The following is a 12,838-nucleotide window of genomic DNA, read 5'->3' on the forward strand; positions in this document are numbered from 1 at the left end:
TCCCGTGAGAATCGTGGTGGCGCACAACCGGTACCGGGAAGCCCAGCCCTCCGGCGAGAACACCATCGTCGACGCGGAGATCGCCCAGCTCACCGCCGCCGGCGTGGAGGTGCTGCCGTTCCTGCGCAGCTCCGACGAGATCCCGTCGATGTCCAAGCCAGCCAAGGCGCTGCTGCCGATCTCGCCGATCTGGGCCCCGAAGGCCCAGCACGACCTCGACCGCCTGCTGACCGAGCACCGGCCGGACGTGCTGCACCTGCACAACCCGTACCCTCTGCTCTCGCCCTGGGTGGTGCGGACCGCGCACAAGCGCGGGGTGCCGGTGGTGCAGACGGTGCACAACTACCGGCAGGTCTGCTCCTCCGGGCTGTACTTCCGTGACGGCGTGATCTGCCAGGACTGCCGGGGCCGGGCGCTGGGCGTGCCGGCGATCGTGCACCGCTGCTACCGCAACTCGCGGGCGCAGAGCGCGCTGATGGCGACCACGCTCGCCGTGCACCGCCCGACCTGGAAGTCGGTGGACCGGTACATCGCGCTCACCACGGCTGTGGCTGATCATCTGCGCGACTACGGCATCCCGGACGAGCGGATCGTGGTCAAGCCGAACGCGGTACCCGACCCGGGCACACCGGCGCCGGTCGGGAACGGCTTCCTCTTCATGGGGCGGCTCAGCCCGGAGAAGGGGCTGGACCTGCTGCTCGCCGCGTGGCGGCGGCATCCGGTGGGTGCGCTCGGCCCGCTGCGCATCGCCGGTGACGGCGAGCTGCGCCCGCTCGCCGAGGCGGCCGCCGCGGAGCGGCCCGACGTGCTCTACCTGGGCCAGCTCGACCGCTCCGGGGTACGCGCGGCGCTGGCCGACAGCTCCGTGGTGCTGGCCACCTCCACCTGGCACGACGTGCTGCCCACCGTGATCATCGAGGCGCTGGCGTCCGGGCGGCCGGTGCTCGGCACCGCGCTGGGCGGCATCCCGTACCTGGTGGGCGCGGACGGCCCGCGCGAGCCCGCCGGCACCGGCCCGGCCGAGGTGGCCACCGCCGCGCCCGGCGACGGGCTGGTCGCGTTGCCGGTCGGGGTGCAGCGCGGCGAGGCGGGTTGGGTGGTGGCGCCGGAGGCGGACGCGCTGGCCGCCGCGCTGCCGCTGGCCGCCGCCGAGGCGACAGCGCTGGCTCCGGCGGCCCGGAGCCGGTACGAGCGCACGTTCCACCCCGACGTGATCACCAAGCGCCTGATCGACATCTACGCCGGCCTGGCCGCCCCCGGAGGCCGCCCCGCGCGCTGAGCCCAGGTGTGCTGAGCCCGGGTGTTAGGAAGGGCCCCTTTTTATGCACGAGGCGTTAAGAAGGGGCCCTTCCTTACCGCAGGGAGGCGCGGGCGGAGAAGGCGATGCTCGCCAGCAGGAAGCCGCCGTTGACGATCGTGAACGCGACCATCACCCAGAACGCCAGCGCGGGCGCGAAAGCCAGCACCAGACCGGCCACGAAGATCACCGCGCCGTAGTCGCGGACCAGCTTCACCAGGCGTACCGGGAGCGAGGTCGAGGTGACCATGCTCGCCGCGTTCGGCCCGGACTGCATCACCGACGTCACCAGGTTGACCATCCAGGTGCCCGCGAACACCGCCACCAGCCAGACCGGCGTGGACGGGCGCTGCGCCACCGCCGTCGCGCCGATGGCCGCGACCAGCGCGATCTGGGCGGCCACGTCGCAGAGCACGTCGATCCGGGCGCCGGCCGCGCTGCCCTGCCCGGTCACCCGGGCGAGCTGCCCGTCGGCGCAGTCCAGCGCGTACGCGATCTGCCACGCGACCAGCGCGAACAGCCCGACCGCCCAGGCCGGTACGATGCCGGCGGCCACGTCGTCGGCGAGCGCCACCACGGTGACCGAGGCGGCCAGCCCCAGCACCAGGTTGGCCAGCGTCAGCGCGGTCGGGCGCAACCCCAGGCGCTGGGCGGCAAGCGCGAAGGCCGCCCCGATCCACTGACTGATCGACTCGCTGAACAAGCCGCCTCCCCGGTTGACCCGGTGGAAGTCGGCGACTGTGGGACGGGGCTCAGCCAATGTGGTCGCGGAGGGCACCGGCGTAGTCTGCCAGCCGCTCCCGCGTCTCGGTAGCGGACATCGCGAGGTGTTCGAGGATGGTGTAACGGTCCGGCCGGGTGGCCGGCGCGAACTGCACCGCCTCCACGAACTGGTCGTCGGTCAGCTCGACCTCGGCCGGCAGCCGGGGCAGCCCGTGCCGGGCCAGGCAGGCCGTCATCTCGGCGAACCGGCGCTCGTCGCCGCGCAGGTACGTGCAGAACAGCGCGCCGAGCCCGGCCAGCTCGCCGTGCGAGGCGGTACCGGGGAACAGCGCGTCGATCGCGTGCATGATCTCGTGGCAGCCGCCGCTGCACGGCCGGCTGGTGCCCTCGATCGCCATCGCCAGGCCACTGGAGATCAGCGCGTCGGCGAGCACCGTGACGAAGCCGTCGTCGTTCATGTCACCCGGGTGGTTGAGCACCGCCTCGGCGCCCGCGCGCGACAGCGAGGCGGCCAGCCCGTCGACCCGCTCACCGCGGACCCGCCGGGCCAGTTCCCAGTCCGCCAGCGCGCTGATGTTGCTGACCACGTCGCCGATGCCGGCCCGGTTGTGCCGCTCCGGCCCGGCCTCCACGAAGTCCAGGTCCACGATCACCGCGATCGGGATGTGCACCCCGTAGGACCCCTTCAGGCCCTCGGTGATCAGGCTCGCCACCGGGGAGGCGATGCCGTCGTTGGCGAGACTCGTCGCCACCGACACCATCGGCAGACCGCGCCGGGTCGCCGCGTACTTGGCCACGTCGATCGTCTTGCCGCCGCCGATGCCGACCACCGCGTCGTACGACCGGGCGCGCAGCTTCGTCCCCAGGTCGTCGGCGGCGTCCAGCGTCCCCCCGGCCACGGTGAACACGTCGGCCGAGCGCAACGACGGCCGGATCAGCTCGGCGATCCGTTCGCCCTGCCCCGGCCCGACCACCACGGCGACGTCGCCACCGGCGGAGATCCGCCCGTCGGAGAGGATCGCCGCCAGGTCGGCCACCGCGCCCCGCCGCACGTCGATGTGCAGCGGGGTGAGGACGCTGCGGGCTAGTAGCGGCACGCGATCTCCCGCGCCCGGGCCAGATCGGCGTGGTTGTCGACCTCGACCCAGGAGACGTCACCGATCGGGGCCGCCCGCACCTCGCCGCCGCGCTCGGCGAACTCCTGGTAGCCGTCCTCGTAGTAGAGGTTCGGGTCGCGCCGCCAGGTCGCCTCCAGCGCGTCCGCGAGCGGCTCGGCCACCTGCGGCTCGATCAGCGTCGCGCCGATGTACTCGCCGTACGCCTCGCCCGGGTCCATCAGCTTGGTGATGCGGGTGAGCTGGCCGGCGGCGTCGAAGGTGGTCTTCATCTCCTCCTCGGCCAGCGGCTTGAGCGTGTCCACGGCGAGCAGGATGCCCGGCCCGCGCTCGGCCAGCAGCGTCTTCTCCACGCTCACCGGGTGCACGGTGTCGCCGTTGACGAGCAACACGCCCCGGGAGAAGTACTCGCGCGCCAGCCAGAGCGAGTACGCGTTGTTCCACTCCTCGGCCTTGTCGTTGTGGACCAGGGTGAGCGTGACGCCGTACTTCTCCTCCAGGGCGGCCTGCCGCTGCCGCACCGCGTCGGCCGCGTAGCCGACCACGATCACGACCTCGTTCAGCCCCACCTCGGCGAGGTTGCGCAGCGCGATGTCGAGGATGGTGGTCTCCCCGTCGACCGGCACCAGGGCCTTGGGCAGGGTGTCGGTGTACGGCCGCAGCCGGCGCCCCGCTCCCGCGGCGAGCACCATCCCGATCATGCCGACACGCTCCTCTTCTCGACCCGATTCCACCCGGCGAGGATATCGCCGGGCGCCGACCGGCAGTGGTTCAGCCCGTCAGCCCGATCGAACGCAGCGCGGCGAAGCCGTCCTCGGCGATCCGCCGGATCAGCCCGTCGTTGACGTCCCGGTGCTCGTCGAGCAGGTCGACGTCCGACTCCGCCAGCCAGCGGAACTCGGTGTGCTTGCCGGCCTCCAGCCGAGGGCGGCTCAGATCGCCGTCCACCCGGACCAGGAAGTCGGTCTCCACCCGGGTCAGCCCGTCGTCGGCGGTGTAACGGTATTCGCCGACCAGGCCGAGCACGTGCGACACGGACCAGCCGGTCTCCTCGGTGACCTCCCGGCGCAGCGCGTCGTCGATCTCCTCGCCCGGTTCGAGGTGGCCGCCGACGATGTCCCAGCAGTTCGGGAAGAGGCGTCGGTCGGGGGATCGGCGTTGGATGAAGATGCGGCCGTCGTCGTCGACGATCAGCGCGCCGGCGCAGCGCAGGGGCTCGGTGGGCACCCTCCGACAGTAGCCATCCGCGCCGCCTCCGGCGATGCCCGTCCTTGTCCCGGTACGCATAGAGGGCCCACCATGTCCGTACTCAGTCGCCGTCCCACAGGGGTGATGTGTGATGCAGGTACGCGAAGCGATGTCCAGCGAGGTACTCGTGGTCGGGCCGGAGCACACGCTCCGGCAGGCGGCCCGGATGATGTCGGCCCGCGGTGTCGGGTCGGCGGTCGTGATCGACCCGGACTCCGAAGGGGTCGGGATCATGACCGAACGCGACGTGCTGAAGGCGATCGGTGCCGGGCTCGACCCGGATGTCGAGCGCACCGGCGCGCACCTGACCTGGGACGTCGTCTACGCCGGCCCGGACTGGACGGTCGAGGAGGCCGCCGCGGCGATGGCCCGGGGCGGTTTCCGGCACCTGGTCGTGCTCGACGGGCGTGAGGTGGCTGGAGTGATCTCGGTACGGGATCTGATGCGGGTCTGGGCGGGGCAGCACGCGCCGACCCGGAGCTGAACCGGGCCGGCGCGACGGGCGCCGGAGAAGGGCGATGGCCCGGCCGATACCGGCCGGGCCATCGTCGTGTGTGTTCTGTTTCGGTCGTGCCGCCCGTCAGGGGCCGACGAAGACCGAGGTGCCGCGCCAGTCCACGTCGTCGACGCTCGGACCGCTGCGCACCGTGGCGGTACCGGTCGGCACGCCGCCCGACCACGCCATCGAGGCGAGGTTGCCGGTGCTCCGGGAGACGACGTAGAGCGTGTCGCCGTCCAGGAACAGGCCGCCCGCGTCGGCGAAGCCGGTGGTGCCGGTGACCGTGTTGCGCTCGGCGCCGACGGTGCCGGTGTCCGGCGCGAACCCGCGCCAGAACAGCGTGCTCTGACCGGCCAGCGAGTAGTAGACCCGGCCCTTGGAGTAGAACATCGCGGTCACGTTCGGCAGTTCGGCGGAGAAGTTGCCGGTCATGCCGGCGTAGGTGGAGCCCTCCGGCGCGGAGCCGGTGACGACCAGGTCCCACTTCGCGTCGTGGTACGGGTCCAGCTTCTTCGCGGTGCCGAACTCGGTGCCGTCGAACGAGCGCTTGTAGAGGTCGCCGCCGACGCCGTAGAACAGGTCACCGCCGACCCAGAACGCGCCCTTGATGTTCGACCAGCCGGTGTTGTCGCCGTTCGGCACCGACATCGCGTTGCCGACCGAGGACGCGCCGTCGTACGTCCGCTTGGTGATGCTGTCCACCGTGGTGGACGGCGGCACCGGCGGCAGCTTGACGATCTCGATGGCCTGCACCAGCGGGTTCTCCAGGACGCGACCGAAGTCGATGTCGATGTTGCCGTCACTGGTGACCGGGAACGCCCGCATGGTGCCCCGGTTGGTTGCGCCGATCGCCGTGATCGGGTCGAAGTTGCTCAGCTTGACGACGCCGTCGATGCTGACGTTGAACTTGCGCTTGCCGGCGGTGGCGGTACCGGCGTAGCGGTTCGCCAGGTAGAGGCGCACCTGCACCGGCGTGCCGGCCGGAACCGGGAAGTCCCACTGCATGTCCGGCGCGGTCGACTCGTCCCACCGCTCCGAGTTGAACAGCTCCACCGGCGTGCCGGCCGGCACGGTGGCGTCGAGCGCGGCGTTGGTGGTGTAGCTGGTCACCTGGCTGCCGGTGTTGTGGTAGGTGCTCGGCGCGGCGGCGGTGTCCGCGGCCCAGGCCGGCCCGCTCGGCGCGGCCATCTGGTCGCCACCGGCGTTGACCCGGTAGAGCACGTCCGAGGCGTCCGGGGTGGGCGCGGTCTTGACGATCTCGATGCCGTGGACCAGCGGGTTCTGGACCACCCGGCCGAAGTCGATGTCGACCACGCCGTCGCTGACCAGGGAGATCGACTGCATCGTGCCGCGGTCGGTGCCACCGGCGGCCACGACCGGGTCGAAGTCGTTCAGCTTGAGCACGCCGTCGACGCTGACGTCGAACTTGCGGTTACCCGGCTTGCTCGTGCCGGACCAGCGGTTGGCCATGTAGATCCGGACGTCGATCCGGGTGCCGGCCGCGACCGGGATGTCCCACTGCATGTCCGGCGCGGTCGACTCGTCCCACCGCTCCGAGTTGAACAGCGTGGCCGGCGTGCTCGCCGGCACGGTGGCGTCGAACGTGGCGTTCGTCGGGTACGTGGTCACGCTGTTGCCGGTGTTGTGGTACGGGCTCGGCGAGGCCTCGCTGTCGGCGGCCCAGTCCGGCCCGCCGTCGGTGGCCGGGATGGCCGGACCGCCGGCGTTGACCCGGTAGAGCACCTCGGTCTGCGCCGCGCGACCGGCCTGGTAGACGTTGCCCGGCAGGCCCTTGGTGCTGGTCGAGTGCGGGGCGTTGCCACCGGCCAGCGGGAAGAACGCGAGCCGCTTGCGCTGGTAGTCGAAGTCGCCGATGTACTCCTGGTCGCTGCCCAGCCAGAGCCCCTCCGGGGTCACCAGCATCTCGGTGACGCCGTAGCCGCGCGGGTGGCGGCCCGGGTTCCAGGACAGCGGCAGGCCGCTGACCGGGTCGAGGGCGGCGATGCTGGCACGCGGCACCGCGCCCGGTCCGGCCTTGTCCCGGGCGAGCGGGTTGTTCGACCAGCGGAAGTGGCCGCCGACGTAGATGGCCTTCTCGCTGATGCCGACGGAGAGGAAGGTGTCGCCGCCGCTGAAGTTCGTCCAGGTCGGCTTCTGGCCGGCGCCGGTGGCGTCGGTCTCCCAGCGGGCCGCGGAGTCACAGAGCGTGCCGGGGTAGGACGCGCCGGTGGTGACCACCACGAAGTACTTGCTGTCCGGGGAGAACTGGACGTCGCGCACCCACGAGTCGAACGCGGTGTACTTGCAGGCCGCGGCGTAGCTGTCGGTGTTCCAGTCGGCGATGGTCGCGGAGTTCTCACCGAGGTTGATCCGCACGATCTGGTCGTGCACGACGCCGTCGGCCTTCTTGAAGTTGCCGATGACCACGAGGTGCTTGCCGTCCGGCGAGACGGTGAACTTCTCCACGCCGACACCGGCCGAGGCCCCGTTGTTGGTCGGGGTCCAGTTGTGGTTCTCGGTCAGCGCCACGGTGAGGTAGTCGTCCACCGCGCCGGTGGTCGGGTTCAGCGAGGCCAGCCCGTTGCGGTTGGTCGTCGCGGTGACGGTGGTGAAGATGCCGCCGACGAGCAGGTGGCCGTCGACGAGCGCGATGTCGCTGACGGTGCCGTTGAACGCCGGGCCCTTGAACCCTTCGACGGGGGTGCCGTCGGCGACGTTCAGCAGCGCCAGCTTGCGGAAGTTCTTGTCGCCGACCTTGTTGAACTTGCCGGCCACGTAGACGGTGCCCGGGGTCGGGCCGGCGATGATGGCGGTGACGTCGTTGTCCAGCACCGGCGCGAACGCATTGTCGATCTTGCCGGTGGCCTTGTCGAAGGCGAGCAGCCCGCGCCGGTCGACCGGAGTGGGTGAGGAACCCCGGTTCTGCGCGTTGGTGAACGAGCCGCCGACGATCACCTTGCTGCCGGCGTCGTGGATGGCCACCACGTTGCCGTCGTTGATGTTCGGCGTCTTGTCCGAGGGCACCTCGCCGACCATCGTGCTGTGGTCGGGCGCGGGCGCGGTGGTCGGCGCGGCGAGCGCCGGCACCGGTGTGAACAGGGCGGCGATGCCGAGTACGGCAGCGCCGAAGGCGGACACCGAGCGGTGTCTCAGGATCGAGGAAGCCACAGGCTACTCCGGGGGGAATACGTCGGAGGCGCTGCGATCGTGGCCGGTGCCGACTTGAGGCGGGGCGTCACTCGACCGACCGCAGACGTGAGAGCAATACCTTCTCGCATTCGCCGGTCGCGCGTCCACCCGGGATCGGCCTTTTTGGCCGAGGAAACGGCCCGGGTCGCACGAAAAGACGAGCGACTATCACTCGCCGGACACGGAGGGTGTCCCTGAGGGGACGCTCAGGTCGGGCATCGGCGGCTGGAAGTACGGATCCGTCGCCATCTCCCGGAAGACCTTCTCGCTTTCCGGGTCGTCGCCGAACGTGCTGTCGTAAATCGGCTTCTGCGTCTGCTTCGCCGCGAAGTAGACCGCCGCCTTGATCTGCGGGTGCTTCTTCAGGTACGGCCCGACCTCGCGCATCCAGTCGGCCCGCTGGCCCGGACGCCCGTCCTGGGTCAGGCCGAACTCGCCGATGACGACAGGCCGCGGGTGCTTCTTGGCGAACGCCATGAAGTGGTCCATGCGATTGGAGAAGCTGTTCCACTCCGGGCTGGGATAGACGTCGGCGCAGAGCCAGTCGACCTGGTCGTCGCCGGGGTAGTAGGCGGCGGCCCGGCGCTGCGGCTCGGCGAAGCCGTCCGCGTGCGGGCACCACACCCAGGCCGCGTTGGTGACGCCCATCTCCGTGAAGATGCCGCGGACGTGCTTCCACGCGGCGACGTAGTCCTCCGGCGAGTGCATGCTCGCGGCCAGGTTCGGCCGGTCCATCTCCCACCGGTAGCGCAGCAGCACCGGAACGCCGAACTCCTTGACGTCGCGCGCGCGTTCCCGGATCAGCGTGTCGTAGATGCCGCTCACAGTGGAGCGGGTGTCGGTGCCCTGCCAGGAGATCATCTGGAGCCTGCCCCGGGCCTGGAACGCCCGCTCGCTGGCGCCCGGGAACGGCTCGTTCCACTCGTGGAACATGTGCGCGATGGCGAGTGTGCCGCCGGCGGCCCGGTTGAACTCGTCGAACGCGGCGGCCCGCCCGGTGGCGGTGTGGTACTGCGGCTTGACCCAGGTGCCGAGCCAGGCGCCCTGCTCCGGCGGCTCCGGCCCGCGGCCGGTGGTGCGGACCGGCGCGGTCCGCGGCGTCACGGTCGGTGGAGGCGGCGCCGCCGTGGTCCCCTCGTCGGACCGTTCGGAGCCGATCTCACAGGCCGTCATGGCCGGTGCCAGCAAGGCCAGGCCCAGCACGGCAGCCATCGTCAGTCGTAACCGTCGTACCACCGCAACCTCTCCCCAGGACGGTCGCCGGCCACGGTGGGGCCCTGACGGATCCGCGTGAGCGGAGAGGCACGCCGGGCCGGGCGGGCGACCCCTGGCACTCTACCCGGGGAGGAGCGCTCAGGCGGGGTAGCCGAGCTCGGTCAGCAGCGGTCCGGCCTGCGCCAGCACATCGGCCAGATCCTTTTCGGTCAGTCGCTGCCGCCAGCGCCCCACCGAGCCCGGCCGGGCCTTGGCGAAGCGGGCGTGCAACGCCGCCCGGCCGGCCGGGTCGCGTACCTCCAGGAAGTCGGCGACCACCTCGGCGGCCTCCGCCGGCCGGGTGACGACCTCCTCGTAGCGCAGGTGCCGCACCCGGTCCGCGGGCAGCTCGGCGAGCTGGGTGAGCGCGCTGCTGGTGAAGCGCCGCCACATCCAGGCCGACCGGCCCAGGTCGGAGACCTGCGTGAACTCGTCGCGCCGCTCCGGCTCCACCCAGAACCGCGGCGCGGCGCCCCAGGGCGTACCGCCCCGGCCGCTGCGACCGGTGCCGGTGGACGCGGCGTTCAGCCAGGGCTGCTCGGCGTGCGACACCGCCACGTCCCGGCCGTCCCGGTAGACGTGCAGGAAGACCGCGTCCGGGAAGACCTCGGTCAGGAACGGCACGATGAAGCAGTTCTCCGGGTCCTTCTCGGCGAAGCGCAGTCCACCGTGCCCGGACGCGGCGAGCAGCGCGCCGTAGTAGCCCCGGAAGTAGCGGGCCGCCCGCTGCGGCGTCCAGCTTCCCTCGTAGACACAGCGGGCGACCGCCTTGGTCAGGCGCGGCTCGAAGTGGTACGACACGTCCGGCAGCGCGCCGACGCAACTGCCCAGGAACGTGGTGCCGGAACGCGGGGCCCCCAGGATGAAGATCGGGCGCTCCACCTTCAGCGTGAGGCGGCGGTTGCCCGCCTCCACCGGCCGTTCCAGCTCGCGGCGTTCCTTGCGGTCCGCCAGCAGGCCGACCGCGGCGAGCTTCGCGGCCTTCACGGTGGACAGCCCGGAGTGCGGGGCGAGGGGGGAGTCGCTGGTCATCGAAGGTCCCATCGGTGCGCAGGATCGGTCAGGACTGGGCGGCCGGGTCCGACCCGGCGCGGTTGCGGCCGCGGCGAAGGGACCGCAGCGCGTCGAGGTTCAGCGTGCGCCGCCAGCGCCAGACACCCGCCGCGTACGCGGCCAGGCCGACGGCGCTCACCAGCGCGAGCACCGGCGGCGTGGCGTCGAGCAGGCTCGCCGCGCCCAGCGGCAGGCCCAGCGCCACGACGGCGAGCGCCATCGCGGTACGGGTGCTGGCGCCGAACGGGTGCAGCCGCATCGACCACCAGAGCTGGGTCAGCGGCACCAGGTTGGTGACCAGGATCGAGATCGTCCAGGCCAGGGCCGCGCCGAGGATGCCGAACCGCGGGATGAGCAGCAGGTTGCCGACCACGTTGAGCACGGTGCCGGTCATCGCGTTGTAGAACGTCCACGCGGTGCGCCCGGCCATGTTGAGCACCATGTCGACCATGCCGCAGCCGGTGGCCAGCAGCATGGTCAGCGCCAGCAGCACCACGACCCGGCGGCCGTCGGCGTAACCGGCGCCGAAGAGCGCCAGCATCGGCGTCGCGAAGGCCGCGAAGATCAGGTACGCGGGCCAGGAGAGGATCACCAGCCAGCCGGTGGCGACCTGGTAGAGCTGGCCCGCCTCGGCCCGGTCGTTGCGGGCGAACGCGGCGGCCAGCCGGTGCTGCACCGAGCTGGACAGCGCGACGCTGGAGAGCTGGCCCAGCGCCAGGAACCGGGTCGCCGCCGTGTAGATGGCCGCCTCGGCCGGCCCGCGCAGCGCGCTGAGCAGCACGATGTCCAGCCGCTGCACCACGATCGCGGCCAGGCTGCTGACCGCACGTGGCCCGGTGAAGCGCCAGAACGGCCCGGCCAGCTCACGCGCCGGCACCGGCCGGGTCACCTGCCGCCCGGCCCGGCCGACGAGCCGGCTCAGCCAGAACAGCGCGACCACCGCGGCGAGCAGGTACGGCACCACCCAGGCCAACGGCAGCGCCACGGTGGCGGACAGCCCGAGCCAGGCGGCCACCGCCACGGCCAGGAACTGCACCAGCGTGCGGCCGAGTCGCTCCACTGTCAGCAGCGGGCGCATCTGGCCGAAGCCCCGGCAGGCGGCGAGCGCGTAGTCGTTGAGCGCGGCCAGCGGCACGAACGCCAGCAGGATGCGCAGCGCGGTCACCGCCTCCGGGCCCGCCTCCGGCATGGTGGCCCGGGCCAGCGCCGGCGCCGCCAGCCAGCCGGCGAGGCCGAGCAGCGCGCCGACCGCGAGCACCGGCAGCAACCCGACCAGGATCGTGCCCCGGATCTGGTCGCGGCGGTCCAGCGTGCGCTGGCGGCTGACGAAGTAGACGGTGCCGACGTCGGTGCCGAGCCGGGCCGCCGACGCGGCGATCATGAACGCGCTGGTGGCCGCGAAGAACATGCCGGCCTCGCGGACGGACCAGCCCCGGGCGATGACGATGTTGAGCCCGAACCCGGCCACCGCGGCCAGGCCGACACCGACCAGGTTCGCGAAGCCCTGCCGGGCCGCGCCGCCGAGCCCCGCGCCCGGCCCGGGCGGCGGTGCGGTGAGCGTCGGGGTGCCGCCGGCGTCCGGCCGGGTCACCGCCGCCACGACGGCACGCGTCCCCACCACGCCGCCAGCCGCTCGTCGTACGGGGCGAAGTGGTCCTCCAGCCGGGCCCGCAGCTCCGCCGACATGGGCGAACGGGACCGCGAGTTGTGCTTGCCGAACGCGATGTCCGCCCAGCGGGGCAGCCCGAGGAAGTCGCAGACCGCGTCGAAGGACGGGCGCGGGTCGGCGAAGAAGTCGTCGCTGTCGATGACGTGCATCCGCTCCCGCCCGACGAGCGCCTCCAGCCGCTCCAGCTGCTCGATGTAGCGGCCCCGGGCCAGGTACGCGTTGTGCTGCAGGTGCTCGCTCGCGTACGCGGCCGAGCGGATCATCCGCTCCCGCTCGCCCGCGGTCCGCTGCTCCTCCAGCGCCAGCGCCCGCTCGAAGTCAGACTCGGTCTCGTAGCCCCGCGCCAGCTCGTGCGAGTGCGCCGAGTACGCCCGCTCCACCGGGTCACGCAGCAGCACCAGCAGCTTCACCGAGGGCAGGTCCTTGGCGATGCGCTGCCCGGCCAGCGGGTGGAACATGTAGTACGGGCTGGACTCGCCGGTGATCCCGCGTACCCCGATCTGGGCCTTGACCGCCTCGGCCTTGGCCGTGGTGGGGAAGTGCCCGAGGTACCAGTTCATCCCCCGGTGGTAGTCCATGTCGAAGTAGTGCACGCCCTTGTGGTACGCGGGCGGCAGCACGCCGGGGTGCTGCGAGAGCGTCTTGAAAAGCGAGGTGGTGCCGCAGCGCTGCGCCCCCACGATCAGGAATCCCGGCACCATCCGTGAGCCGGCGGTCAACCGACCGACCGTCCGGCTCACCGACTTCACCGCGCGGAGCGCCTGCTCCCTGGCCACCGTCACGTCCCCACT

11 protein-coding genes are annotated in these 12,838 nt (G+C 72.0%); 2 read left to right on the plus strand and 9 right to left on the minus strand.

The genetic code is table 11. The annotated features are described in order from the left end of the window. Nucleotides 1-4: 4 nt before the first annotated feature. The gene (locus A4R25_RS23730) at nt 5-1,279 is read left to right on the plus strand and encodes a glycosyltransferase family 4 protein (protein ID WP_064448100.1); all 1,275 of its coding nucleotides are present in this window, start codon (nt 5-7) and stop codon (nt 1,277-1,279) included. A gap of 73 nt (nt 1,280-1,352) precedes the next feature. Here the strand turns inward: A4R25_RS23730 and A4R25_RS23735 are convergent, their stop codons facing one another. From A4R25_RS23735 to A4R25_RS23750, 4 genes are all read right to left on the minus strand, one after another. Continuing rightward, nucleotides 1,353-2,075, minus strand: a complete 723-nt coding sequence (locus A4R25_RS23735; RefSeq protein WP_064448101.1) for a CDP-alcohol phosphatidyltransferase family protein — start codon at nt 2,073-2,075, stop codon at nt 1,353-1,355. Then, nucleotides 2,050-3,117: an iron-containing alcohol dehydrogenase family protein gene (locus A4R25_RS23740; RefSeq protein WP_064448102.1), complete on the minus strand. Its 1,068-nt coding sequence runs from the start codon at nt 3,115-3,117 to the stop codon at nt 2,050-2,052. The genes A4R25_RS23735 and A4R25_RS23740 overlap by 26 nt, the downstream gene beginning before the upstream one ends. Further along, entirely contained in the window at nt 3,105-3,836 is a 732-nt protein-coding gene (locus A4R25_RS23745; RefSeq protein ID WP_043327756.1) for a sugar phosphate nucleotidyltransferase, read from the minus strand. The genes A4R25_RS23740 and A4R25_RS23745 overlap by 13 nt, the downstream gene beginning before the upstream one ends. Nucleotides 3,837-3,906: 70 nt before the next feature. Then, a complete protein-coding gene (locus A4R25_RS23750) occupies nt 3,907-4,362 on the minus strand; it encodes an NUDIX domain-containing protein (RefSeq protein WP_231915615.1) in 456 nt (151 codons plus the stop codon). Nucleotides 4,363-4,474: 112 nt separating this feature from the next. Here A4R25_RS23750 and A4R25_RS23755 point away from each other — a divergent pair, with 112 nt between their 5' ends. After that, nucleotides 4,475-4,867, plus strand: coding sequence for a cyclic nucleotide-binding/CBS domain-containing protein (locus A4R25_RS23755; protein ID WP_030499400.1), 393 nt, complete (start codon nt 4,475-4,477; stop codon nt 4,865-4,867). Between the two features lie 96 nt (nt 4,868-4,963). On the opposite strand, the gene A4R25_RS23760 is transcribed toward A4R25_RS23755, so the two are convergent. The 5 genes from A4R25_RS23760 to A4R25_RS23780 all read right to left on the minus strand — a co-directional run bounded on the left by A4R25_RS23760 (nt 4,964) and on the right by A4R25_RS23780 (nt 12,829). Continuing rightward, nucleotides 4,964-8,020 (minus strand): malectin domain-containing carbohydrate-binding protein, encoded by a 3,057-nt coding sequence (locus A4R25_RS23760; RefSeq protein ID WP_231915616.1) that lies wholly within the window; start codon nt 8,018-8,020, stop codon nt 4,964-4,966. Nucleotides 8,021-8,239: 219 nt separating this feature from the next. Beyond that, complete coding sequence (locus tag A4R25_RS23765; protein ID WP_064448105.1) at nt 8,240-9,283, minus strand: glycoside hydrolase family 26 protein; 1,044 nt, start codon at nt 9,281-9,283, stop codon at nt 8,240-8,242. 141 nt (nt 9,284-9,424) lie between these two features. Beyond that, nucleotides 9,425-10,357, minus strand: a complete 933-nt coding sequence (locus A4R25_RS23770) for a sulfotransferase (protein ID WP_043327760.1) — start codon at nt 10,355-10,357, stop codon at nt 9,425-9,427. 28 nt (nt 10,358-10,385) lie between these two features. Further along, nucleotides 10,386-11,999 carry an oligosaccharide flippase family protein gene (locus A4R25_RS23775; protein WP_064448106.1) on the minus strand — a complete coding sequence of 538 codons (1,614 nt, stop codon included), beginning with the start codon at nt 11,997-11,999 and terminating at the stop codon, nt 10,386-10,388. Then, complete coding sequence (locus A4R25_RS23780; protein WP_043327762.1) at nt 11,966-12,829, minus strand: sulfotransferase; 864 nt, start codon at nt 12,827-12,829, stop codon at nt 11,966-11,968. Before A4R25_RS23780 ends, A4R25_RS23775 begins: the two co-directional genes overlap by 34 nt. Nucleotides 12,830-12,838: the final 9 nt, after the last annotated feature.

The organism is Micromonospora sp. NBRC 110037, from assembly GCF_001652995.1.
Classification (GTDB): domain Bacteria; phylum Actinomycetota; class Actinomycetes; order Mycobacteriales; family Micromonosporaceae; genus Micromonospora; species Micromonospora chalcea.

Excerpts from the sequence above, each read along its gene's own strand:
- A4R25_RS23745 (WP_043327756.1), bottom strand. The coding sequence starts at position 3,836 with ATGATCGGGATGGTGCTCGCCGCGGGAGCGGGGCGCCGGCTGCGGCCG.
- A4R25_RS23755 (WP_030499400.1), top strand. The coding sequence starts at position 4,475 with ATGCAGGTACGCGAAGCGATGTCCAGCGAGGTACTCGTGGTCGGGCCG.
- A4R25_RS23765 (WP_064448105.1), bottom strand. The coding sequence starts at position 9,283 with ATGGCTGCCGTGCTGGGCCTGGCCTTGCTGGCACCGGCCATGACGGCC.
- A4R25_RS23770 (WP_043327760.1), bottom strand. The coding sequence starts at position 10,357 with ATGACCAGCGACTCCCCCCTCGCCCCGCACTCCGGGCTGTCCACCGTG.